Source organism: Thermogemmatispora argillosa (assembly GCF_059696725.1).
In genome coordinates, this window is the sequence record NZ_AP019377.1 from 2,649,342 (window position 1) to 2,674,367 (window position 25,026).

The 25,026-nt window shown below is 59.1% G+C and carries 19 protein-coding genes; 8 read left to right on the forward strand and 11 right to left on the reverse strand.

Features of this window, described 5'->3' with window-relative positions; genetic code table 11:
• Positions 1–229 precede the first annotated feature (229 nt).
• On the forward strand, positions 230–1,951 hold the full coding sequence (locus tag AC6H1L_RS10310; RefSeq protein ID WP_497601403.1) for a peptide ABC transporter substrate-binding protein: 1,722 nt from the start codon (positions 230–232) through the stop codon (positions 1,949–1,951).
• Between the two features lie 231 nt (positions 1,952–2,182).
• On the opposite strand, the gene AC6H1L_RS10315 is transcribed toward AC6H1L_RS10310, so the two are convergent.
• The 5 genes from AC6H1L_RS10315 to AC6H1L_RS10335 all read right to left on the reverse strand — a co-directional run bounded on the left by AC6H1L_RS10315 (position 2,183) and on the right by AC6H1L_RS10335 (position 7,799).
• Complete coding sequence (locus AC6H1L_RS10315) at positions 2,183–2,860, reverse strand: tryptophan-rich sensory protein (protein ID WP_497601404.1); 678 nt, start codon at positions 2,858–2,860, stop codon at positions 2,183–2,185.
• Between the two features lie 529 nt (positions 2,861–3,389).
• Positions 3,390–3,965: an alpha/beta hydrolase gene (locus tag AC6H1L_RS10320; protein ID WP_497601405.1), complete on the reverse strand. Its 576-nt coding sequence runs from the start codon at positions 3,963–3,965 to the stop codon at positions 3,390–3,392.
• 161 nt (positions 3,966–4,126) lie between these two features.
• On the reverse strand, positions 4,127–5,356 hold the full coding sequence (locus AC6H1L_RS10325) for a DUF4097 family beta strand repeat-containing protein (protein ID WP_497601406.1): 1,230 nt from the start codon (positions 5,354–5,356) through the stop codon (positions 4,127–4,129).
• On the reverse strand, positions 5,353–7,179 hold the full coding sequence (locus tag AC6H1L_RS10330) for an MFS transporter (protein WP_497601407.1): 1,827 nt from the start codon (positions 7,177–7,179) through the stop codon (positions 5,353–5,355). The genes AC6H1L_RS10325 and AC6H1L_RS10330 overlap by 4 nt, the downstream gene beginning before the upstream one ends.
• Positions 7,180–7,229: 50 nt before the next feature.
• A complete protein-coding gene (locus AC6H1L_RS10335) occupies positions 7,230–7,799 on the reverse strand; it encodes an LppX_LprAFG lipoprotein (RefSeq protein WP_497601408.1) in 570 nt (189 codons plus the stop codon).
• A gap of 325 nt (positions 7,800–8,124) precedes the next feature.
• Between AC6H1L_RS10335 and AC6H1L_RS10340 the strand changes: the two genes are divergently transcribed.
• From AC6H1L_RS10340 to AC6H1L_RS10370, 7 genes are all read left to right on the forward strand, one after another.
• Positions 8,125–9,171, forward strand: a complete 1,047-nt coding sequence (locus tag AC6H1L_RS10340; RefSeq protein ID WP_497601409.1) for an MBL fold metallo-hydrolase — start codon at positions 8,125–8,127, stop codon at positions 9,169–9,171.
• Between the two features lie 201 nt (positions 9,172–9,372).
• Positions 9,373–10,104: a site-2 protease family protein gene (locus tag AC6H1L_RS10345; RefSeq protein ID WP_497601410.1), complete on the forward strand. Its 732-nt coding sequence runs from the start codon at positions 9,373–9,375 to the stop codon at positions 10,102–10,104.
• A gap of 75 nt (positions 10,105–10,179) precedes the next feature.
• Positions 10,180–10,695 (forward strand): hypothetical protein, encoded by a 516-nt coding sequence (locus AC6H1L_RS10350; RefSeq protein WP_497601411.1) that lies wholly within the window; start codon positions 10,180–10,182, stop codon positions 10,693–10,695.
• A gap of 300 nt (positions 10,696–10,995) precedes the next feature.
• On the forward strand, positions 10,996–12,015 hold the full coding sequence (locus AC6H1L_RS10355; RefSeq protein WP_497601412.1) for a segregation and condensation protein A: 1,020 nt from the start codon (positions 10,996–10,998) through the stop codon (positions 12,013–12,015).
• A gap of 280 nt (positions 12,016–12,295) precedes the next feature.
• The gene (locus tag AC6H1L_RS10360) at positions 12,296–13,024 is read left to right on the forward strand and encodes a nucleotide exchange factor GrpE (protein ID WP_497601413.1); all 729 of its coding nucleotides are present in this window, start codon (positions 12,296–12,298) and stop codon (positions 13,022–13,024) included.
• A 348-nt stretch (positions 13,025–13,372) separates the two neighbouring features.
• Positions 13,373–14,374 (forward strand): DnaJ C-terminal domain-containing protein, encoded by a 1,002-nt coding sequence (locus AC6H1L_RS10365; protein WP_497601414.1) that lies wholly within the window; start codon positions 13,373–13,375, stop codon positions 14,372–14,374.
• A 365-nt stretch (positions 14,375–14,739) separates the two neighbouring features.
• Positions 14,740–15,138: a MerR family transcriptional regulator gene (locus AC6H1L_RS10370; RefSeq protein ID WP_297163521.1), complete on the forward strand. Its 399-nt coding sequence runs from the start codon at positions 14,740–14,742 to the stop codon at positions 15,136–15,138.
• 236 nt (positions 15,139–15,374) lie between these two features.
• Here AC6H1L_RS10370 and AC6H1L_RS10375 read toward each other — a convergent pair whose 3' ends face one another.
• The 6 genes from AC6H1L_RS10375 to tig form a co-directional block, all read right to left on the reverse strand.
• Positions 15,375–16,007 (reverse strand): DUF4870 domain-containing protein, encoded by a 633-nt coding sequence (locus AC6H1L_RS10375; protein ID WP_497601415.1) that lies wholly within the window; start codon positions 16,005–16,007, stop codon positions 15,375–15,377.
• 463 nt (positions 16,008–16,470) lie between these two features.
• The gene (locus AC6H1L_RS10380) at positions 16,471–17,043 is read right to left on the reverse strand and encodes a DUF4870 domain-containing protein (protein WP_497601416.1); all 573 of its coding nucleotides are present in this window, start codon (positions 17,041–17,043) and stop codon (positions 16,471–16,473) included.
• 478 nt (positions 17,044–17,521) lie between these two features.
• Positions 17,522–18,094 carry a DUF4870 domain-containing protein gene (locus AC6H1L_RS10385; protein ID WP_497601417.1) on the reverse strand — a complete coding sequence of 191 codons (573 nt, stop codon included), beginning with the start codon at positions 18,092–18,094 and terminating at the stop codon, positions 17,522–17,524.
• Between the two features lie 564 nt (positions 18,095–18,658).
• On the reverse strand, positions 18,659–21,313 hold the full coding sequence (lon, locus tag AC6H1L_RS10390) for an endopeptidase La (protein ID WP_497601418.1): 2,655 nt from the start codon (positions 21,311–21,313) through the stop codon (positions 18,659–18,661).
• Positions 21,314–21,762: 449 nt separating this feature from the next.
• Positions 21,763–23,043 carry an ATP-dependent Clp protease ATP-binding subunit ClpX gene (clpX, locus tag AC6H1L_RS10395; protein ID WP_497601419.1) on the reverse strand — a complete coding sequence of 427 codons (1,281 nt, stop codon included), beginning with the start codon at positions 23,041–23,043 and terminating at the stop codon, positions 21,763–21,765.
• Positions 23,044–23,094: 51 nt separating this feature from the next.
• The gene (gene tig, locus AC6H1L_RS10400; protein WP_497601420.1) at positions 23,095–24,576 is read right to left on the reverse strand and encodes a trigger factor; all 1,482 of its coding nucleotides are present in this window, start codon (positions 24,574–24,576) and stop codon (positions 23,095–23,097) included.
• Between the last annotated feature and the right edge of the window lie 450 nt (positions 24,577–25,026).

The window sequence follows — 25,026 nt, forward strand, 5'->3', positions numbered from 1 at the left end:
TTCCCACTCTGGTGACGTAGTAACTAAGGGGTCAATGAGAAGGGAATCGCGCTCTGAGAAGGGCGCTGCTGGTGCCAGGATTCTCGCTGTGGCTCATTGTCGCCCCTAGTGTGCATCACCAGTACGTGTCACTGATCATATATCCACCGAGGGCGCTTCTCCTTCAGCCATCTGATAGCGAACTGTGGGAATGACATATTTGAATGGTGCGGGAAGGAGTACCAATCACATGAGGAAGCAGAAGGTAACAACAGGCGTTTTCCACTTGCTGCTTCTGGGAATACTGGCCCTCTTTGTCGCCGCCTGCGGTGGCGGCGGACAAAGTGGGACCACCACTACGGCTAAGGCGCCTGCCAGTCAGCAGAAGTTTGTCTTCGCCAACACCGGCGTTCAGGACATCGAAACCTTCGATCCGGCGCTGGTGACCGACCTTCCCTCGTCGACCGCCATTAACCTGGTCTTCACCGGGTTGGTGTCGCTGGACGAGAATCTCAACGTGCAGCCGGAGATCGCCTCGTCATGGGACATCTCTTCAGATGGTCTTACCTATACCTTCCATCTGAAAACGAACGTCAAGTTCAGCGACGGCACACCCGTGACTTCACAGGATGTGGCCTACAGCATCGATCGGGCTCTGCAGCCAGCTACTAAGTCGCCGGTGGCCGGCAGCTATTTGAACCTGATCAAGGATGCTGATCTGCTCAGCGCCGGCAAGATCAAGACCATCATCAACGACAGCCTCAAGACACCTGATAACTACACGATCACTATCACGCTCAGCAAGAAGGCGGCCTACTTCCTGGATGCTCTGGCTTACCCCACCTCGTACGTGGTGGAGAAGAAAATCGTTGAGACCTACGGCCAGAGCTGGACTGATCATCTTGAGCAGGGTGGCGGCACCGGTCCCTTCAAGGTGCAGTCCTACCAGCACAACAAGCAGATCGTCTTTGTGCCCAACCCCTACTACTATGGGCCAAAGCCGCAGCTGCAGCAGATTATCATGCCCTTCTATCAGGACGTGAAGACGGCTTACCAGGTTTACCAGACTGGTAAGATCGATATCACGCCGATCCCCATCACCAACATCCAGCAGGCACGGGCTAAGACGGGTGAGTACAGCGAGACGCCGCAGCTCTCGATCGACTATCTGGGCATGAACTACCTGGTTAAGCCCTTCGATAACATCCACTTCCGTCAGGCGCTCTCGCTGGCCATCAACCGCGACCAGATTATGTCGGCGATCTGGAAGAATACCCGCAAGCCGACCTATCACATCGTGCCGCAGGGGATGCCGGGCTATAATCCCAACTTGACCGGCCCAGCCGGCGTCACCTCGACTGCAGGTGACAAGGCAAAGGCCAAGGAGCTTCTGCAGATGGCTCTCCAGGAGATGAAACTCTCCAGCCCATCTCAGTTGCCGGCCCTGCAGCTCTACTATCCCAGCGGCTCGCAGGACGTGACGAACGAAATCACGACACTTGCTGACCAGTGGAAGAATGTGCTCGGCATCACGGTGAAGCCAGTGGCTACCGACTTTAACAAGCTGCTGGAAGACCTGAACGCTGCCCCGGGGAACTCCAAGGGCATCGGCTTCTGGTCGATCGCCTGGATCGCCGACTACCCCGATCCGCAGGACTGGCTGACCCTGCAGTTCGATGCGGGCTCGCCCAATAACCAGGTCAACTACGGCCAGAACCAATCGAGCGACGCCCAGCAGCAGAAGCAGGTCCAGAAGAATCTGGAGGCGGCTGACGCCATGGACAATGGCCCGGCCCGCTACCAGGCCTACAACCAGGCTGAGCAGCAATTGGTCAACGATGTGGCCTGGCTCTCGCTTGACCAGCGCATTGGTATGCGCTTGCTCAAGCCCTATGTGATCGGCATGAAGTTCAACGCTCAGGGCCTCTTCCCGCCTGAGCTGTGGGCTAATGTCTACATCGCCCAGCATTAGTCTGACCATCCCCTGAGCGTAAGGCAGAAGCTCCTCCGGGAGGATCAGGCAGGCACACGCTGGTGAACGCGGAAAAGCCGGCTGCCAGCCGCTGTGGTACCAGCCCAAGCTAGCAGGAGCAGGCAGGACCACAGTGGCTGGCGCAGCCGGCTTTCTTGTCGGGCAGGCTTAGGCACCCTTCTCGCAGCCTGTCCCCCCGGCTCGCTCCCGCCCTCTGGCCGTCTTCATCGCCTATTCATGCGAAGGCCGCTTGAGCAAGGCAGGCACTGGTTCCACGAATGGCCCGATCCCATAGAAGGCGTCGCGGTTCCACAGCGCCTGAAAGAGGGCTGCCGTAGAAGCCAGCAGCAGCCAGAGAAAAAGCGTCGCCAGCGAGAGCGCCACCAGCGTATCTCGTAAACGCAAGAGCGCCACCAGCCCACTGGCAACCGTCAGTCCCAGCATAAGCAAGGTCAGCACGAGCGCGTTCAGAGGCGAGCGCAGGCCAAAATAAGCCGCACTAAAGATGATGTAATCGAGCCACGAGGCCGCCTGCAAAGCCAGATAGGCCCCACGGCCCCTAGAGGTGGAGGGCTTATTAAGCACGCGCAGCAGCCCCCAAATGGCCGATAGATTGTTCACGGTCCAGGCAGGGCCGAAGACCCAGGCGGGCGGGGCAAAGATTGATTGTTTCAGCTCCTCGAAGTACGCTACGTCTCCCAGCAGCTGCCCCGGACTGCTGACGCTTCGCCCCTGCCAGCGATTCACCAGGCCACTGAGAGCGAAAGTCAAACCCTGCACAAACCCATAGAAGAGTAGCCCATGATACCAGCGCCAGCGCCGACCAGCCTCGCGAGCCAAGAACTCGTTGGCAATGACACGCCGGTCGCCGCCCGATCTTTCCCCGGCCCTGCCGCGTATAAGCGCCATACCTGTCTGCCTCCTTCTCCATGCACAGGGAAGAGTCGGTTCTCTCTTCCCGCTCAGCCTGGAGCAAGCTCCTGCTTGCCCTCTTCTGTCTGCTATTGTACCTCTCTTAGCAAACGAGCAGCTGCTATGAGAGAGCAGGCGAAGAGGAGGAGGGGGAGGGCAGATAGATAGACAGAAGGATGAGGCCCACCGGCCAGGTGGGCAGCGCCTGCTCTCCTGCCGCTTCGCTCTGAGAGAGCGCGAAGTAACGCTCGTGCCCGGATACGAGAGCGAGCGCGTCGCGAGGGCGGAGCAGAGGGGGGAAAGAGGCAAAGATACCAGACGTTCGCCTTTGCTAGCGCAACGAGCGAGCGGAGCGAACGGCTGCCACACTGGGCCGGTGTGATTGCCTGCCGCTCTGCGAACACAAATAAGAGAAACGAGAAAAGCAGCAGGCTGTGAGTTACTAACCTTTCGTGCTTGACTGAACCTACGTGCGAACTGCGGCCACTTCAGCCAGGGCCAGCAGACGCGCCTTTGCGTTCAGCCGTTACAACGTCTGAACGAAGCTAGCGATAATCGTCTGCACCTCGTCCAGTCGCCCCTGGAAGAAGTGATCAGCTCCCTCGACCACAATCATCGTTTTAGGAGCCGGTAGCTGCTCAAACCAACGCGCCGTCAGCGCATAAGGTGCAATTTCATCCCGACTCCCGTGGATGATCAGCTTAGGCTTAGTGCAGCCCTGTAAGGTGTCTCCATCGAAGCTGCGCGCGGGCACCCCCAGGCCGATCAGCGCCCGAACCCTGCCATCAACGGCCCCCACCCGCAAGCCCACGTAGGCGCCAAACGAGAAACCAGCCAGAATAACCGGGATGCCCGGATAGCGATGGCTGAGAAAGTCGAGCGCGTAGCGTACATCGTCCATTTCCCCTCTCCCCTCATCATAGCTACCCGAGCTTCTGCCCACCCCACGGAAGTTGAAGCGCAGCGCCGGTATCTGCAGGGCTTGAAGAATCTGGGCCACCTTGAACACTACCTTGTTATCCATCGTCCCCCCGTAGAGCGGATGCGGATGGCAGACCAGGGAGACGTAGTGTGGCTTTACGCCCGCTTCCTCGGGCTTCAAAATGCCTTCAAGACGGCCCAGCGGTGACGGTATGTCAACATGTAAGATCTGTGCGATAACATCCCCCGCCTTTCTAGCCTGAAAATAAAGGACTACCCATAGCGAGAGTCGTCACTCTGATAGTATAGCACGAATCTTGCGTCCGCTACAGATATGCTACTTTATGCGCTGTGCAGATTGATAGCTCCAGTGCCGACATCCAGGCGCAAAAGGGCCGTTGGCTGCGGACCACTGCCAGGGACCAGAGGTCCGTAGTAGGTAGCCGAGCCAGCATCTAGACTCACTTGAATGGGGAAAGCGCTCACAATCTTGCCGCTATTCACATAGGCATCGAGCAGCACAGCCGTAGAGGCAGGAAGAGTAATGTTCAGTTGACCAAAGCCGCTGTGAATCTCAAAGAGCGACCTTCCACCCCCCACAGCACGAGTATCAAGCGTTCCGTTGAAGGTCACCTGGCCACTGGCTGTGCGCAAGCTGCTGCCATTGGACAACATCGCCCTCTCAACGGTGATGTTGCCCGCCTCATCTTTGACGACCAGTACGCCATCGAGGCCTTGAATATGGACATCGCCCAGAGTCAGGTCAATATTCAATTGGAAGGGGGCAGCGCTCTGATTGACCTGAGCTGGCAGTCGAAAGCGCAAATCGACGGAGTCATTGGGATCACTCAGGCTCTCCCTCTGCGGCAACGTCGCCGTGACCTGCAGGCTTGTTAATCCCGGCTGTACCTGAACACTGATCCGCTTGAACTCCTCATCGGCCTCGGCCTGCCCTCCGGCTTTTGTCCGTTTAACGATCGTCAGCTCCGGCGCAGAGAGGCTCGCATCGGTCATAATGTCAACACTGCCTATCTGGCTGCTGACCTTAAGCTGCTGCAGGTTATTAACCGGTATCGTCTGCTCGCTTGTCTGCGTATAGGTGCTTACGGTCGGCCCCAGCCCCGGCAAAGGACTGCTGCCTGTGACGCTACGGAGGGCGGCGACAACTGCCAGGATGATCCCCAGCAGCAGCAACAGGATCGATACACTGCACCCCGCTAGAAACCAGAGCCAGGACGGGCCGCGCCCCCTTGGTTTTCGCCGCTCTCTCCCCCGCCAGTCTGATCGCGAAGAGGCCGCTTCCAGGCCATGAGAGATAAGGAGGTCTTCCTCCTGCCTCGCTACCTCTTGCAGATCTTCCTCTTCTGCCGGCTCCCAGCGACGGGCTGCTCTGCGCCTCGGCCTCAGCCGCTGTATCTCCTCCTCCGATTCCCAAGAGTAGGCTTCACGGTCACTAGCGCGGGCACGATAGCGCCGCCGAGAAGAAGGGCGTGGGGGCAATTGCTCGAAGGCCGGCCAGGAATCCTCTTCTGGTTCCCCGGACCAGCGCGGTCCTTTGCTCTCTCTGCTCATGGCTGATCCCTTTCTCTTGTATCTGGTGCCGGGACGCTCTTGCCCTCGATCTGGCTTGCTTGGACCTCTTCAGCCGTCACTCGGGCAGATTCTTCAGACGTCCGCTCGCCTCCAGATAGAGTACGCTTGAAGAAAGCCACAGGTTGGCTCTCACGAAAGGCTAAAGCCGGAAGAACGGCCAGCAGGCAGAGGATGCCGGCCACCAGAAAGATGGTTGTATAGACAGTGTGGGCCGCACTAATCAGGTAAGCCGTATAGGCGCGCAGGTAGGCAGAGCTAAAGGGAGCCGCTCCCGCTGGAGGCACAAACGCGGCTGCCAGCGCGCGGAAGTAGCCCAACCCCCAGGAGGTGAGAGCGGCCAACCCTAAGATCATGCCCACCATGCGCAGCATGGTAACAAGGGCTGCTGCCAGCCCCGCTTGTCTGCCTCGCGCCGCATCGAGCGCTATCACGCCGATCGGCGCGATGACCAGGCCAAAGCCCCAGCCTCCCAGCAAGGTGCTCAGCGTGATCTGGTTCCAATCCACACGCAGCGGCCATAAATGCATGAGCCAGAAAGCCGCCGCTGTACACAACAAGCCGCCGATGGCCACCGGACGGCTGCCCAGGCGCCCACAGAGCCACCCTCCAGCCAAAGCCCCCACAGGGATCATGGCCGTCAGCCGTAGCAGCGCCAGACCGCTGGCAATCGCCGTCTCTCCCAAGACCGTGGCGACAAAGATGGGAATATCCACCATCGCAATGATGAGAGCCGCCCCAACGCATAAACTGACCAGAGCCGCAGCCACAAAGGAGGATCGCCGAAAAAGCTGCAGATCAATGAGGGGCGCGCCTCGACCCGGAAGCGTCATTCCAAGCCGCTGGGCGAGCCCAACAGCGCCGGTCACCCTGTCTTTAGCCGGCGCCTCCCGCTGTAAAAGTAGCTCGATACCTACCAAAATGAGCAGGAGCAGCAGAGCCAGGGCAATCAGGAAAGGGTTGCCTTGCGCGCCTGTGGCCTCGGCCTGACTCTGTGCCTGCAAGCTCGATTGGCCCGCCGTCAGGAGCGTTGCCTCCTGAGCCAGCCCCAGACTCAAGCAGAGAAGCGCAGCGCCAAGCAGAGCCGCCCCAAGCAGATCAATGCCCGGTTGTCGATCGGCCTCCAGATTATGCGCCGGCTCGCGCAGAAAGAAGGCCAACGGTATCATCAGCAGGGCCACCAGCGGCAGATTGAGAAAGAAAATGGCGCTCCACCCCAGCGTCTGCGTAATCCAGGCCCCATAGAGGGGGCCGAGCACGCCCCCGGCTTCCGTAACCATCCCGATCAGCCCCAACGCTGGCCCCAGGCCGCGCGGACCGTAGTAGTCGCCAGCTACAGCCATCGCAATTGGAACAACAGCCCCACCACCTGCCGCCTGGAGAACACGCGCCCCTACCAGCCAGACCAGGCCCGGCGATCGCGTATCAATGCCCAGCCCTTGCAAGAAGCCTAGATCATTCTGGGCCCCCAGCCAGGGCGCTAGCCCACAGATCAGCGAGGCAACAGCAAATAAGGTCAGGCACAGCAGCAGCAGACGCCGTCTCCCATAGCGATCAGCCAACTGGCCCAACAGCGGCATAGCAATCACATACCCAAGCAAGTAGCCGCTGATAATCCAGGCGGCGCGGTCGACCTCTAAGACCGGTATCTGCAGATCGCTGATCATCTGGGGCAGGGCCGTGACCACAACTGTTTGATCGAGAGCCGTCAGGAAGACAGCCGCACAGACGAGGACCAGCGTCGGCAGAGGCAACCGCCCATGTCTCTCAGCCTGGCGGCGCCCGGCATCAGCAAGAGAGCGCACTCCTTCACCTCCAGCAACGGAGAGGCACCAGCATCCCCCCGGCAGGCCTGTCAGACGGCTGGCGCACTAATAGTAATCGTTTCATTGAACTTGGAGAGCTTCAACGTGCGCACGGTCTGGCTCGTATCGCCATCAGCAGCCACTCCCGTCAGGCGGATCTGGCGCGGCAGCTTATCGCTCTGGCCAATCCAGACCACGGCATCCAGTTGTGAGCCAGCGCGTGTTTGATCGCCCAGAAAACCGCGTAGATAACTGGCATCGAGTTTGCCGGCGATCTGCCAGCAGGCCACGCCGTCGATCGTGCTCTCACTGGGGGTCGAAGGATTGCGTATTTGCCCCAAGAGGGCCGCTATACCGGTGCGCGAGTCAGAGAGGACGCGCGGATCTGGCAAGCCGCTGATCGTTTGCCAACGCTCGGTAAAGGGATCAGTCACGTACTGCTTCTCGCCCACAACAATGATTCTAACCTGCATCACAGACCCCATTAAGGAGGCGTTGGCCTGGGCCTGCAAGCGATCGGGAACGACCAGATCGCCATCAGCACTCTGAATCATGAGGCCAGCCCCGCTGCCAGCATGCTCAACCTTGAGATTAAAATGATAGGACTGGACTTTTTGCATGGCGGCCTGTGCCTGAGTTAGCAGCTGTCGCGCATCTGGAACTGAGCTACCACCACAAGCTACCAGCCAGAGCGCTATGGCCAGCCCGGCAAGCATGACAAGGCAGCGCCGGCGTCGGCCCCTGCTCATCCTGGCGCTTCGACAGCGCCCTAGTTCACTTTCCGGTCTCTGGCGTTTGCAGTTCAACATCTGCGCCTCCTGATCAGTCTTGCTGTGCAGCATCTTACGCTTCTGCTAACGATTGTACCAGCTACGGAGACCGAAGGTAAGACGGGGGTCAAGCTCCCTCCCACTGTCTCCCAAGCCGGAGAGCACTGGTCTACACATGCACCTGGCTTCTAACGCCGAGCAAGCAGAGCAAGTAGCAGCCCTTTTCAAGGAGAGCGCCGCAAGCTATAATTACCATGCAACGACAGGCAATACGTCAGCAGGCATGAAGGAGCAACTCATGGCTGAGAAGCCGCGTTTTCGTGTCCGCTTCTGGGGCGTGCGCGGTAGCTACCCAGTACCAGGAACACAAACGCTACGCTACGGTGGCAATACCGCTTGCGTCGAGGTGGACGCCAGCGGGCGTACACTGGTGCTGGACGCTGGCAGCGGCATTATTGCCTTGGGCGACTCGCTGCTGAGACGTAGCAATGGCCATGCGCTTCACATCGCTCTGCTGATTACTCATGCTCACGGCGATCACTTGCTTGGACTGCCTTTCTTCGCCCCTCTCTATGAACCAACGGTCAGCATCGACTTCTTTGGTCCCCGACTGGCCGGGCGCGATCTCGACGAGCTTGTTATTCCCGTTATGTCGCCACCTTACTTCCCTGTCGATATACGACAATTACCGTCGCGGCGAGCTTTCTACACGCTGGAAGACAACATGTGGATCATTTGGAAACCGGGCCGACAGCAGCCACTGCTGCTGCAGGAAGATCAGATTTCACGTGAGCCAGGCCCTTTGCCGCTGGAGGTCCGCGTCCATGCCCGGTTTACCACCCTCCACCCTCAGAATGGCTCGCTGCTCTATGCCATTGAGCACGCTGGGCGGCGCCTCATTTACGCCACTGACCTGGAGTGGGGAGAGGAGTATCAGAGCGAGATGCTGGCCTTCCTGGATCGGGCCGATCTTCTCATCCACGATGCTCAGTATACTCCCGAAGATTACCGCCAATCGCGGCGTGGCTTCGGCCATAGTACCTACGAGATGGCGGCTACGGTGGCGCGGCTGGCCAGGGTAGGCGAGCTGATCCTTTTCCATCATGAGCCGACCTACGACGATCAGAAGCTAGAGCGCATCGAGTCCGCTACCCGTCGACACTTCAGCCGCGCGCGCCTGGCCCGCGAAACGATGGAGATCGATCTGCTGGTCAGCTCATAAAAGCTACGAAGTCTGTCGCCCGAGGGAGGTTGAGGCCTGTAGCATAGACCAGAGAGCGTACTAACTAAGCTAGCGATCAAGCCAGCAAGCATCAGCTGACGCATCAATCCGGGTCTGCACCAGTGCCAGCAGCGTCTGCAGTCAAACGCCAGCCTCCGCGGAGCCTTGCACGGAGATCCGACATCGACTACGAGGAAAGCAATGGAGACGAAAATCAATGTGGTTTTGGCGTTGATGATCGTCGTTTCTTTTTTGATCGCCATCGTACTGCACGAGTTCGCTCATGCCCAAATGGCGACCTGGCTCGGCGATCCAACGCCCCGGATCGAGGGGCGCTATACGTTACGTCTGCGCCGCCACCTTGATCCGCTTGGGACCTTGCTCTGTCTCATTCTGGCCTTTCTGCCGACCATCCTGGGACCTGTCGGCCTGGGTTGGGGCCAGCCTGTGAAAACCGATCCCTGGAAGCTGCGTGGCGGACGCACGAGCGGTCCCCTGTTGGTTGCTCTGGCAGGTCCAATTTTCAGCTTACTGGTGGGCCTGGCCTTTGCCGTGCTCGCCCGGCTCATCTACCCCTTCGTCTCGGATAACGCTGTGCTGCTGCGTATTCCGCAATTCCTGATGGTCTTCGGCTGTACCAATCTGGCCCTGACCATTCTGAATATTCTGCCGGTTTACCCGCTTGACGGCTATCAGATTGTCTACATCTTGCTGCCCACTCGTCAGGCGCTTCAGTTCGCTCGTTCTGGTCCCTGGGGGCCGGTCATTATCCTGGCGCTGTTCTTCCTGATCCCCTTTGCCGCTGAGATCGCTCAGATGCCAGATCTCTTCCTGGCTCATATCCCCGACTATATTCGCGAGGGAGCTTTCTTCCTGGCGAGTCTGGTCACTAATCTGAGCGTAACAAATATTGACAAAATCTACAGCTTCTGAGCGGGCATGGTATCTATGGGGCCGCAACATTGCCAGGTGAGCCTGAGACCAGAGCAGCGGCGGGCGGGCAGGTTCTTGTCACCTGCGCGCATCGCCTATCGCCTTAAACAGGTCTGGAGTCAGCTCGGCCCTGTCCGCCCCCTGAGCGAGAGCGAACGGGCTGAACTGAAGGCTGTGCTATCTCCTGCCGCGCTTACTCTTTTTGAGACAATGTCGCCGGCAGATCAAGCTCATTGTCTGCGCGTCTATCACGGCTTACAAGCCCGAGGCTGTCGCGATCAGGAGCTGCTCATTGCCGCGCTCCTGCACGATGTGGGTAAAGGGGCCGGGCGTGTGCCTTTCTGGACACGACCCCTGATTGTGCTTGGCAAACGCCTGGCCCCCCGTTTACTGGCCCGGTTGGCCGACTATCCGCGGCCCGAGCTGCCCCGCTGGCGGCAGGCCCTCGGCTATGCCTGGTGGCATGCCGACATCGGAGCAACCCTCGCCGCACAGGCCGGCCTCTCCGCCCGCACGGTGCTCTTTATTCGCACCCATCATCAGCCAGACGGGCCTGCCGCTGAGCTACATGCCATTGACGAGATTTCCTAGCCGGCTGGCCAGAGAGTAGCGCCAGACCGCGGCCAGGCAGGCCGGCGCTCCCTCTCGCTGAGCCAGTCTGGGAGAGGCCGGCCTGTGTCTTCAGGATAGGGCCAGGCAAGAGCGATTGACCCCATTCCCCTTCTCCCTCTATACTGATCCTGCCCCGGTCAAATCCGGGATCGGCTCAGCTCGTTCTTGCGAACCGCTGGCCCTGCAAGCGCCTGGAGCGGGCGGCAGCAGTCGAGTCGGGCAGGCCAATGGCAGATCGGATCTAACGGCGCGAGGCCACCACATACGAGGTTTCTGGACATGACACAGGACAAGGAGCACAATCCCCGAGCGCAGGCAACGGCTACCTCGGCTGTTCACGAGGCCAGTCCAGCGCCCGAGTCTCGCAGCGCCCAGGCTCAAGAACAGAGTGCAGCTCTGACGACGGACCGGCCAGAGAAGCAGTTTCCATTACAGAGCGCCTCTGAACTCTGGGGACTACCTCAGACGGGCTATATCGTACGTTTGCCTGTCTTCGAGGGTCCTCTAGAGCTATTGCTTTACCTGATCGAGAAACGCCAAATGGAGATCACAACCATCTCGCTCGTGGCCGTCACCGATCAATATCTGGCCTACCTACGCCGTTGGCGCGAAGAGGAGTTGCCCCTTGCCAACATGGCAGCCTTCGTCTCCATTGCCGCCCGTTTGCTGTTTATCAAATCGCAGAGCCTCTTGCCGCGCAGTCCTCGTCAGGAGATCTCAGAGGAGGCGCGACAGGCGGAAGAGATGGCAGCCGAACTGGAGCGCCATCTGAAGGAATACAAGATTGCCAAAGAGATCGCCAATGTGCTGCGTCAGCGGGCGGAGGCCGGACTCCAGACCTACGGGCGTTCTAGCCTGCTGGCCGGCATCGAGGCCCAACTCGCCTGGACCCCGCCGACCTTAGTTGGCCTGGAAGTGGAGGCGCTCGCTCGCAGCTTCCGCCGTCTACTGGAAGCTCGGCGCCGGGCTGAGGCTGAGGCCAACGATGGTCTTGTGCTGCCTGTGGCGCGCGTTCGCGTGAGCGAGCGCATGGCTGTCATCACCGAGCGCCTTCGAACGACGCCGCGCCTCTGGCTGAGCGATTTGCTGGAGCCGGGGGCCTCGCGCCTACTGATCGTAGTCACCTTTCTGGCAATGCTCGACCTATGGAAACACGAGCGCATCAGCGTTCGCCAGGAAACCCTGTTTGGGCCGATTCTCCTCGAGCGCGGGCCGCGCTGGCAGGAGAGCGAAGCGGAGTCAGGCCAGTCTTGGGCTGAGGAAGTCAGCGAGACAGACCCCGACTCCTTCTCCTCCTAAAAGGCAAACCTGCCTCATCTGGCGTCAGCCTTGTTCTTCCCCAAAAGCAGGCAGGAGTCAGGTCAGGCCAAGATCGGTTGCTAGTTCGTTCCGGTCACAACTTGACAAGGGCAGGCTCAAAATTTATACTAAAACAATAGTAAATCCCCACACAGAAAGAGTGCTTGCCCAATAGCAAGCGAGCAAGAAGCATAAAGGACCTCTGGCGGGGTGCGGCGAGCAGCTGCGCCCTGCGCCATTCTAGATAGACTCAAGATGCATGCACGAGGGGAGTGTTGTTATGACGGACGAACCCAGGGAAACCACAGAGAGGCCGCAGACTGAGCCAACGCCCCAAAGCCCGGAACCGGTGGCTGAGACGCCCCAGCCTCAAACAGAGCAGCCGGAGGCCAGCGCAGCCCCTACCCAGGCCGAGGCAGCAGAGACGTCCGCTGCTGCCGCTGCTGCTGAGGAGCAGCCCGCTCCTACGCTTGAGGAGCGCGTGGCTCAGCTAGAGGCTCAGATCGCTGACCTGACGGCCCAGCTCGCCCAGGCTCGCCAGGAGGCCCGTGAGAACTGGGACAAGTTTGTCCGCGAGCGCGCCGATCTGGAGAATTTCCGCAAGCGGCGTGAGCGTGACATTGCCGATCGCGTTCTCCAGCAGAAGAAGGCCCTGTTGAATAAGCTGCTTGAGGTCATGGATAACCTTGATCGCGCGCTGGCCTATCAGGACAGCCTGGATCGTCAGGGCCTGCAGCAAACGCTGCGTCTGGTGGCCTGGCAGATGAACGAGCTGATTCGCAGCGAGGGCTTGACTCCTGTGCCTACTGTGGGCGAGCAGTTTAATCCCTATATTCATGAGGCGGTCGAGGCCGTTGAGGACAGCGAAAAGCCGGAGGGGATCGTCGTAGAGGAGGTGCGCAAGGGCTATAAGCTCAGCGATGAAACGCTGCGCCCTGCCCGCGTCAAGGTCACCGTAGCCGCAAGCAACAAGGAGCGGGAACAGCCAGGAGGGGAAGGGGAGGCCTAAGCGGAGAGCGATGGCGGGAGGCTGGGGCCAGTGAGTAGCCCAATCCGCTCTCTTGCAAGCAATGAGGCGCTCGGGCCACAATGAGGCGACCCACTACCTGGGGAGAGCAGAAGCCCAAACGCCTACTCTCTGCAAGGATTGAGGCCTTTCTCTCTCCGATCCAGATCGGCTGGATCGGCCTTACTGATTGACTGACAGGCAGCCGTGGCAGGCCGGTGGCAACGTGGTAGGGTCCCACCAAACCAAGCCCGGCAGATCCGTCGTGGCTCCGCAAGCAAGCGCGCTGGCAGAAGCTAGCTCCTCTAGCTGCCAGGGCCAGCAGCTCTTATCGCAAAAAGGGGCGGGCAGATGGAATATAAAGACTACTACAAGATCCTCGGCGTCGCTCGCGGGGCCAGCGCCGATGAGATTAAGAAGGCCTTTCGCAAGCTGGCCCGCAAATATCACCCCGATGTCAACCCGGGTGATCGCTTCGCCGAGGAGAAATTCAAGGAGATTAACGAGGCCTACGAGGTTCTCTCCGATCCGGAGAAGCGGCGCAAGTACGATACACTCGGCCCCAATTGGCAGGATCAGTTCGCCAGTTTTTCGGGCTTCCGGCGCTCCTACCCCTATGGCAGTGGTCGCTCAGCGACAATGGACTTTGAGGGTAGCAGCGGCTTCTCCGATTTCTTTGAGGCTCTCTTTGGCCGTGGCACACGGACGCCGCGGCAGGAGTTCCGACGACGCGCCGGCGAAAATATCGAGCAGCCGGTCGAGGTGACGCTACGCGAGGCTTATACGGGCGGTACGCGCACCTTCAATATCCAGTCGACGGAGATTTGCCCCGTCTGCCAGGGCGTTGGCGAGGTGCATGGCCGAGCCTGCGCCACCTGTGGTGCGCAGGGTACAGTCGTGCGGAGTAAGAAAATCCAGGTGAAGATTCCTCCTGGGGTTGATAATGGCTCGCGCATCCGCGTCGCCGGTGAGGGCCAGCCCGGGATCGGAGGCGGGCCGCGTGGTGATCTCTACTTGATCATTAGCGTCAAGCCAGACCCTGTCTTTGAACGTCGAGGCGACGATCTCTATCTAGATATCGATGTTGATCTCTATAAGGCGCTGCTGGGTGGGGAGGCGCTTGTCCCCCTCCCCGATGGGCGAAAGCTGATGCTGACGATCCCGCCCGAAACGCAGAATGGGCGGCTCTTCCGTCTGGCGGGCAAAGGCATGCCTCGCCTGCGCAGCGAGGGTCAGGGCAATCTTTACGCCCGCGTGCGCGTGGTGCTGCCTATGCACCTCTCCAACGAGGAACGCCAGCTCTTCGAGCAGCTAGCCCGTACGCGGAACGTCGAGGTTCGTTCGGCCACCTGATCGACCAGATCGGACCAGAGCGCGATAGAGGCGTTCTGCTGCTCGGCCCGGCCCGACCTGGCAGGTCAGCCACCATTCGCTCGCTTGTCGTCTCCAATCGGCCAGGGCACAGTACAACGTCTTGTCTATCCTCTGGTCTGGGTATAGCTTTGCCCACGCGCCTCGGGTGGCGACTGAGTGTCGCGGTTCGACGGTCAGACGCATTTTATTCATTCATTTGCGTAGCATGGCAGGCTAGCCAGACAGCTTGGCCCGCCCACTGTCCTCTCCTTACCTGCTTGATTCTGGCTGAAGCAGGTAAGGAGAGGGCAGCCGGGCAGCGGCCAGGCACGGCCTGAGCACTAGGAAGGAAGGAGGGAGGTACCGTGCCGGAGCGTGAAAATGGTGCCTGGTATATCATTAGCGTCGCGGCAGAAAAAGCTCAGGTGCATGAGCAAACTCTACGTCACTATGAGCGCCTCGGGCTGATCTCTCCTGCTCGCAAAGGCAACAGCCCCCATAGCCCACGCCTCTACTCTGATAAGGATATTGAGCGCGTGATCCATATTCGCCGGCTGATGCGCGACCTGGGGGTGAATCTAGCTGGCGTAGAGGCGATCCTCCATATGAAGGATCGCATGGAGCAAATGCAGCAGGAGATGGAGCGCGAGATCGCCCGTCTACGCGAACAACATGAGGCCGAGACGCGCCGTCTCAAGGAGATTATCCAGCGCCTGCAGCAGGGGCTGTCTTCGCCCTCTTCATCTTCGTCATCCCCATCGTGAGGCCGGTCAGACTCCCCTGCCAGAGTCGCTATCTTCCACAGGCCCGAGGGCTTGTGAGTGAGTGAGTGCGTAAGAGCAAGCAAGTGAGTAAGTAAGGAGTATATTGGCAGATGGGTTCAGACGGGCCAAGATCTGTCTGCTCGCCTGCCTTGCTACGAGACGGCTATCTCTGTTTTTGCCTGCCTTCCCCGCGGAGCGCCTGCCCCACCTCGGAGGTCTCTTGACCTACTGTCACATCAGGCTGCAGGTGGCACAGGCTGCGCTGGCTTCTTCATGAAGAGCGTCGCCAGGCGCTCCGCATAATCCCCAACTACTGGTAACTTGAGATACGAGCCACGGTAAGCCATGATCATCAGGAAGAGCCAGGAGAGGCCTCCGACGACCAGAATCACCCCCGTGGCACAACTGATAGGCAGGGCCAGAATAATGGTGCCCAGCAGCGGAATAAGCCCGATGGCCCTTACTACGGCGAAAAGTAGAGTAAGCCCTCCAAACCAGAGGATCGATTGGGCTGCGTGGAACCGCACAAAGCGATTCCTCCGCTCCACCAGGAAGATGAAGATGCCGCTAAAAAACCAAAACAGGTAACTCAGGAGAGCTTCGCTCCTGGCATCCATCTTGAGCGCGGTAGGATCAAGAACGCTGGCAGCTCGCGCCACACTGGCTGGCGGCTGGTAGGCATAGTATTGCTGCTGTTGCTGTTGCTGACCAGCGGGACCATAATAAGGGGTGCCACCTGGCCCCGTCTGTGAGCTGCCATATCCCCCATAGCCTCCGTACCCTCGATAGCCTCCATAACTGGGACCGGACTGTTGCGGCTGCTGTGATTCTGGGCCCTGGGCTGGCTGCTGATTTGGATTCCAATTCATAGGCGATCACCACTCCTGCTCTCGTGCCTTCTCTGCCTTCAGGGAAGCCGGGGCCTCCTGGGTGAGGAAGACGAGTGCGCCGCTTGCCTCGCCAGGAATGCCATCTGTTCAATCACGATCTAGCTAGCTAGGTAGATAGGCCAGGCCTGCGGGACAGGGCTGAACGATGCAACTGAACGCAGCCCCTTCCCTCAGCGCAGGCAGCCAATCTGCTGTCTGCTACCATTACGTAGGATGCCCAAGGAGGGTTGTACCTTGAACGTCTAGGGCTGGCCGCCAGCAAGCCCACGGGCTGGTAGCCGGCCAGCCAGAGGGTGAGGGCCAGGATCGCTCTCAGGAGCAAAGCCGCCCAACCAACCAGTCAGCCAGGCGCATTGCCATGTCTGCCGAGCGCCTGGCCCGTCAGGCCTGCCAACTATCTGGCTGGCTGGCTGGTGATTCCCCTGCCTGTTTATGCCCTATCTCAAAAAGTGGGGCCAGCGGGATTGCTGTAGCGTTCGGCATAATCGCCGACCACCGGTAACCGAATGTGGCGGCCAAGGAAAGTCAAGACGATCAACGCAGCCCAGCCAAGGACCGACACGACCTGAATCAGGTCGGCCAGGAAGCCAGCAACCACGCCAATCACCGGAATGAAGCCCATCAGCCGTAGAGCCATAATGACAACAGTGATCAGTCCGAAGAGAATCAATGACTGCATGGCGTGGAAGCGCACAAAGCGATTGCGCTTCTCCGTCAGAAAGATGATCAGTCCACTGAGCCAGAAGAGCGCATAAGCTAAAGCGGCCGCTACGGGAGCTGGCAGGCCCGAGGAAGTCGGCGCATTGGCCTCCGAGGCAATAGCAGCACTTTCAGCCGACGAGAAATCCAACCTGCGCCACTGGCCATAGCGATACTGTTGCTGTTGCTGTTGACCATACTGACTATAGGGATCATATGAATTATGGCCGCCACCATACTGATAGCCTTGCTGTGGCTGATAAGGGTTCTCATAGGGCGGTGGCGTCGATTCCTGCGGATTGGGATTCCAGCTCATCTTTCGACTCTCACTCTTTGATGATGAAAATGCTCCTGTTGACTGCTCCCATTATCTATATATTATTACGCATAGGGAACGGTCCGCGTTGTAGGAGATCTGGCAGACCGGCAGACCTGGATAGAGTAAGCTGGTTCCAATCGGCAAGCAGACAAGCCACCGCGCCAGCGGCCCACTGCGAACGCAGAAAGACTCGCAAGGAAGGCAGGAAGACAGGAGAGATGAGAAGAGCCGAAGGTGTCAACCCCACGGTGAGAGAAAGGAGGGAGCCGCCTTCCTCCCCTGGATTCCTCCAGGGGTCTCCGGCGGCATGCCTGTATGGATCTTTCTCCCCGACTCTTTTGCTTTTCTCAGCATGAGATGAGCAGCGGACCATTGCCCCACGCTGGCAGGCTGGTCGTATTACGGGGACTGATCCACCACTTAAGAACGATGAGGCCCTCGCCGGGCCGGGTCGCCCCTGGATCGACCTCCGACCTCAGAGGCCCATACCGGCGGGAGGCGTATTCGCGTAGCGCTCGGCGTAGTCTCCAATGACCGGCAGCTTAAAGTACTTCCCCTGGAAGGCCATGATGAGCAAGACGATCCAGGAAACGAAACCCACCAGGCCGGTGAGTCCCAGGAGGCAGAAGGCCAGCAGCCCTATCAAGGGGATCCTTTCCAGGACGCTCAGCACTATCACCACGACAGTTAAGGTGCCGGACCAAATGAGGGACTGCATGGCGTGGAAGCGCACAAAGCGATTCTGCTTCTCTATGAGGAAGAAAATCAATCCAGTGAGCCAGCCCAAGACATAGCTCAAGCCAGCAGCTACGTTGGCTTCCATGCCCATCGAGGTGGGGCCCAGGCTGCTCGCGGCGCCCCCCATGCCATAGGGTTGCTGCCCACCATACTGAGCCTGTCCATAACTGGGACCGGAACCATAGGTAGAACCGCCATAGGGATTATTGGGAGGGGAGCCATAAGGACCGCCAGGCTGCGAGGAGTATCCCCCATACTGACCGCTGTCCGGCTGATTAGGGTCCTGTCCAGGAGTAGGATTCCAGCTCATTATCAATGCTCCTCTTTCTTCTCTCTGCACAAGAGAGAACTGTGATGAAGGATGTAGAAAGCTCTGCGCGACCACTGTCGGAGTGGAACAAGCGCAGAAATGCCCTAGGGACTACGAACTACCCGGTGCCGTTCTGAGATAGTCCCTTAAGTATACGTGGACGCTATAAGCCGTCTCCTGGCCACGTGCCCCTTACCGATCCCGCTCATCGGCTCCACGCATGGTCTTTGTCCCCACCGTGCTTGAAACAGGCCTATACGTGCCAGATTCGGGCGAGTTACCTCGCTCCTGTCTCCAAGCAAGCAAAACAAGAGAAGGTAGCGCAAGATCGCCAGGCCAATCAAAGTCTTAGCCTGATCACTGACCTGTGGCAGTCTCAGCGACACGATCGATAGCTAACTGCTTCCCTCCGTTTAGCCAACGCGGCGCCACGCAGAAATTTTCTTCTCCAAAAGAGTAAACGTCTTACCTCACGATTCCTCGAGGATCAATCTCAGCCCCTGACCAGGATCACTCTCAGCTCCTGACCGGGCAACAAGTCAGCAGCGGGAAAGAGAACCAGGCTCACGGCTCCCGTTCAGGCATCTCATCTGAAGCGCGTGCCCCTAGCTGCGCCTGTGGCAGATCAGCAGCATGATCCTCCTGAGCGGGCAGGATCAGCGACGGCTGCTCCTGGGATTCTTCCCCCTGACGGACCTGCTCCTCTTCCAGCCTGCGGTTTTCGACCGCGGCATGGCGTGAGCGCGAGCGTCCGCGCGAGGCAGGCAGGCGCTCATCGACATGCACAGGGCGCGGCTCCACCAGCGTGTGACTGTCGCTCTCAGCATCGGCTTCTGCCTCTGCCGCGGAAGGTTCGGCCAGAGCCGTGGCAATTACCTGATCCATTGTCTCGACCAGCGTAAAGCGGATCTGCTGACGAATGCGAGCCGGGATCTCCATCAGGTCCTTTTTATTCTCTGCTGGCACCACAATATGACGCAGTCCGGCCTGATGGGCCGCAAGAATCTTCTCTTTCAGGCCCCCAACACCGAGCACCCGGCCTCGCAAGGTAATTTCCCCGGTCATGGCCACATCGCCACGTACCGGACGGCGCGTCAGGGCCGAAATCAGAGCTGTGGCGATCGTGATGCCAGCGGAAGGGCCATCTTTGGGAATGGCGTTCTCCGGCAGATGGATATGCAAATCCGTGACATCCTGGAAATTGGGATCGATGTTCAGCTCAGTAGCCCGCGAGCGAATATACGACAGAGCCGCAATGGCCGACTCGCGCATGACATCGCCAAGCTGGCCCGTAATCAGGAGCTCGCCTTTGCCCGCCATCGTCACCACCTCGACCGGCAAGAGAATGCCCCCATTCTCAGTCACGGCCAGCCCCATAGCTGCCCCGACCTGCATATGCATATTGAGGGGCGGCGTTGAGTAACGGGGCATCCCAAGATACTGCTCAAGTGAGGAAGTGGTCAGGCGGAGATGAGTTGAAGGGCGAGCGATGATACGGCGTGCAGCCTTACGACAGATGGTGGCTAGCTGGCGCTCCAAATTACGTACACCCGCTTCGCGCGTATAGTCCGTCACAATGCGCTCCATTACTGAGCGCGGGATCTTTAGCTGCTCCGGGGTCAGACCATGCTCGGCCAAAACCTTGGGCAACAGATGGCGCAGGCCGATATTGACCTTCTCCTCCAGCATGTAGCCAGGGACTTCGATGATATCCATGCGATCGGCCAGCGGGCGCGGGATCTGATACTTAACATTGCCAGTGCAGATAAAGAAGACTTCCGAGAGATCGTACGGGACCTCCAGATAGTGATCAACGAACTGGGAATTCTGCTCGGGATCAAGCACCTCCAGCAAGGCCGCCGCTGGGTCGCCACGATACTCCGAGGAGAGCTTGTCGATCTCATCGAGCAGAAAGACCGGATTGCGCACACCCGCGGATTTCATCGACTGGATAATGCGTCCGGGCAAAGCTCCCACATAGGTCCGACGATGACCCCGAATCTCAGCCTCATCATGAACTCCCCCGAGAGCAATACGCACAAACTTGCGCCCCAGCGCGCGGGCTATCGATTGACCCAGCGAGGTCTTTCCCACTCCCGGCGGACCGATAAAACAGAGAATCTGCCCCTGGCTGCCACGCTGAGGCTGGCCTTGCTCACTGGCGCGCTGCAGGCGCAACTGGCGCACGGCCAGAAACTCAATGATGCGCTCCTTGATGCTCTCCAGGCCGTAGTGATCCTCATCCAAAATGCGACGCGTGCGCTCCAGATCGAAGCTATCCACCGTGCGCTCGTTCCAGGGTAAAGCCAGCATCCAATCGATGTACGAGCGCACTACCGCGATCTCCGCCGACTGCGGCGGCATATGTTCCAAACGATCAATCTCCTTGCGCACCTTCGCCGCCGCCTCAGGAGGCAGATTCTTCTGACGCAAGCGCTCGCGCAGCTCATCGGCCTCCGAAGGCGTCTCCATGCCCAGCTCCTCTTGAATCGCACGCAGCTGCTCTCGCAGGTAGAACTCCTTCTGAGAGCGATCCACCTGCGAGCGCACGCGATTGCGAATCACCGACTCCAGCTCCAGAATCTCAATCTCGTTGCCGATAAAGACGCAGACCTTCTCTAAGCGCGCCAGAGGATCAAAGGTCTCTAGAAGATCCTGCTGCTGAGCGACATCGCTCACCACATGGGCAGCCAGCATATCGGCAAGCCGGGCCGGGGACTTAATAGCCACAATCGAATTGATATCCTCGACCGAGAAGCGACGGTTGAGCTGGGCATAATGCTCGAAGAGGTTGGTAGCATGACGTACGAGAGCATCGGCCTGGGGACCCTGCGCCTGGGGCTCAGGAGGTATTTCCACGCTCACGCGCATGAACGGCTCCAGATCCTGAAACTCCAACAGGCGCACACGGCGCAGGCCATTGAGCAGCACCTGCAGGCTCCCATCGGCCTGACGATGCACAGTCACAATTTCAACCAGGGCGCCACAGCCATAGAGGTCCGCCGGCTGCGGATCTTCAACTTCAGAGGAACGCTGTGCAACCGTGACAAGCATACGGTCAGCACGGAGCAGCGCTTCTTCGACAGCCCGCACCGACTTCTCGCGCGCAATCGCCAGGGACATGCGTGTGCGCGGGAAGACCACCATGTTTTTCAGTGCTACAAGCGGATAGACCTCTATCGCCTCTGGCTCCACCGATGGGCGTTGCTGCTCATTCATGAGTTCCGCCTATCTACTATCTATTATTGCTCTTCCCTATATATAGACTATACACAAGATAAGCGCTGATTTTTCAAGAGCTTTCTCACAGAGAAGCAATATAGCTCTTTTTCAGTCGGGCTAGAGAGAGCCAACCATAGGCGCCAGACGCTCAGGTTCGCCTGCTTAAGCAACCGCCCGACTGCCCACCCCGCCATCTCTTCGCTGCCCTGCCATGCTCCTGCCCCTGCCCAGATCAAAGCAGCGAGCGAGCCTCTTGCGCCTGAGTGACTTGGGCCTGCGTCCCTCCTCCTGATAGCAGCGACGCCATAGCGCGACGCAACGGACCATCACCCCAACCGATCGGCCACTCCTCCCTTTCCAGCCTGGCCGCTCTTCCTCTGAGCCTTTGCTTGCCAACAAACAGGCAAGCAGCTAGTCAGAGTAAGAGAAAAACAGATGAGTCTGCATTACGCAGACTCATCCTCGGAATAGGCGGCGGTGCGCTCGCTGCGCGTTACCAGCAGCGGTTTATGCCGCTGAGCGATCACATCACCATTAATAATGACCTTTTTCACATCGGCGCGCGAAGGTATCTCATACATCACATCAAGAAGCACATCTTCGATGATGCTGCGTAAACCGCGCGCACCGGTTTTTCGCTTAAGAGCGCACTCCGCAGCAGCTTCGAGAGCGTCGGGAGTAAAGACCAACTCGACGCGATCGAGCTGAAAGATCTTTTGATACTGCTTTACGATAGCATTTTTAGGCTCGGTCAGAATGCGGATCAGCGCATCTTTATCGAGATCATCGAGGGCCACTACGACCGGCAAGCGCCCAATGAACTCGGGGATCAGCCCATACTTCAGCAGGTCTTCGGGGATGACCTGCGAAAGTACAGACTCCTGGGGACGCTTCTCAGCCTCTACCGCAGCCTTCTTGAAACCGATGGTGCGGTTGCTCCCCAGGCGCTGTTCAACGATCTTATCGAGGCCCTCGAAGGCACCGCCGCAGATAAAGAGGATATTTGATGTATTGATCTGGATAAAGTCCTGATGCGGGTGCTTGCGGCCGCCCTGGGGGGGCACATTAGCGATCGTGCCCTCAATGATCTTCAGGAGGGCCTGCTGCACACCTTCGCCGGAGACATCGCGCGTGATCGAGGGATTGTCAGACTTGCGGGCAATCTTGTCGATCTCATCGATGTAGACGATACCGCGCTCGGCCCGTGCCACATCGAAATCGGCAGCCTGGATCAGACGGAGCAGAATGTTCTCCACATCCTCGCCCACATAGCCAGCTTCCGTGAGGGCCGTGGCATCGGCAATGCAGAACGGTACATCGAGAATTTTGGCCAGGGTCTGCGCCAGCAGCGTCTTTCCGCAACCCGTGGGGCCGATGAGCAGAATATTGCTCTTGCCCAACTCGACGTCATCGATCTGCATCCCCACGCTAATGCGCTTATAGTGATTGTAAACAGCCACCGCCAGCGTCTTCTTGGCCCGCTCCTGTCCGATCACATACTGACTTAACTGCTCATAGATCTTCTTGGGAGTCGGGATCTTGCCTGTCTGAAGACGCGGCTTACTAAAGGTGGCCTGCTCTTCCTCGATAATCTCGCGGCAGAGATCGATGCACTCGTCGCAGATATAGACCCCTGATGGGCCGGCAATCAGCCGCTGGACTTGATCCTGGCTCTTGCCGCAAAAAGAGCAGCGATAAGTTGTACGAATATTCTTCGAGTTTGCCACGTCCGTTGTTACCTTTCCCTCAATTACGACGCTTGAGTCTTAGCCGGAGTTCTAGTGCTGGCCATCGGAGTCGGCAGGGGCCCCCTCATTCTCTACTACTATTGTAGCAGGAGCGGAAGATGTTGCCTCGCCGCTTTGCTCGGCAGGCGGCTTTGGCTCTGACCCGGCCTCCGTCTCGGCCACGGCGGCCCCACTCTCCGCTGTCTCTGGCTGCTGACCTTGTGGCGCCTGCCCCTCGCCATCTGCCGCCTGCTGCTCCCTCTCCTCCGTCGGGCGCGTTGCCAGCTCCACCAGGCGTGAAAGGGCTTTCTCGCGCCTCAGCGTGACCACCAAGGCCCGTATCTGGGCCTCACTGCGCTGCAGCGGCTGCCCCGCCTGGGCATACATGCGGAAAACACCCTCAACCTCTTCCGGCGTGACCTCGATCCCCTCTCTTCTAGCTACTTCATCCAGGACCAACTGCTGCTTGACGCGTCTCTCCGCATCCGGTTCCAGTTCCTTCATATACTCTTCCCGGCTTTTACGCATCAGCAGCAGGTACTGATCGAGCGACATACGCTGTCTCTCCAACATGTGAGACAGCTCGTGAAGCATGTCCTCGACCTCTTCCTTAATCAAGATTGGATGGAGCACAAACCGGGACTGGGCCACGAGGGCCTCCAGCACCTTATCGCGCAGCTCCTGGCGCTTCTGGCGCTCCTTGCGGTCCTGGATAGCATCGCTAATGACCTTACGCAGGTCCTCCAGGGTTTCATACTGGCCAACGCGCGCGGCGAAAGCATCATCCAGCTCGGGCAGGACCTTCTCTTCGACGCGCCGGAGCGTCACCTCATAGTGGGCCTCCTTGCCGGCCAGCTCTTCATTGCCGTAGTCGGAGGGAATAGTCAGAGTGAAGCTCTTACTTTCGCCGGCCTGCATTCCAACAATCTGCTCATCCATACCGGCGAAGAGACCGGGCCGCCCTGCCGTTAGCTCGAAAGGATTCTCCTTATAGTCGGAAATAGTCCGCCCCTCAACGGTCAGCTTGAGGTCCACCGTGACGCGGTCCCCGATCTGGGCAGGGCGATCGACCTGCTGCCAGCTCGCATGCTGGTTGCGCAGTGTCTCCAGCTCCCGCTCCACCTCTTCCGCCGTCACCGCTACCTCTTCATCCTCGAAGTGAAGCGAGCGATAATCTCCCAGCTCTACAGGGGTTAGAATAGGGACCTTCAAACGGAAGTGGTAGGGCTGCCCCATTTCGAACATGGGGGCATCCAGCTCCGGCTGTGCGAGCGGGGTGAGTTGGTGCTCCTTAATCGCCTCGCGGTAGGCCTCGCTGATCAGGTCATCAAGACCTTCCTGATAAATGTACTCCTTGCCCAACTTGCGTTCAAGCAAGGAGCGGGGCGCTTTGCCCCGACGAAACCCTTGGATATCAACCTGCTGTACCAGCTTGCGATAAGCCTTATCCGAAGCCTTTTCCACCTCTTCCCAGGTGAGGTCTACCTCAAGGACGGCTTCGCTGGTCGGTAATTTCTCAACTGTGACCTTCACTGTTCCTCCAACACAAGCAGCATCATCATATGGTAGGTGCCGTCTGGCATTTCGCCTGCCTGAATGACTGAGCAGCGTGACGCGGCACGGCACAACACAGCGCGGCGGGCAGGCACGGTCTTACTTCGTCAGCACAATACACCCCGCTAGGCGCTCACTGCCATCGCCTGCCGGACTGATGGGCTAGATGAGAGCTACCAGCTAGCGCATTGGCCCTGATTCCCAGTGGGCTGCGCTCCCTCGCCCCGTTCCTCCTCCTTCGGCAACAGCCCTTGTTCCGGTGGCAGCCCGTCTGGTCTCTTCACCCGCCAGGATAACAAAGGGAAACACAGCGGGAAATGGCGGCGCTCAGGGGAGCCTTTTGTCGGCCTGTTGTTAGCTTGCTCGGACCTGGCGAGCAGGCAGGCTAGCTGGTAATTGCCTGGGTCCTTCTCCCTCTTGCTCTCAGCC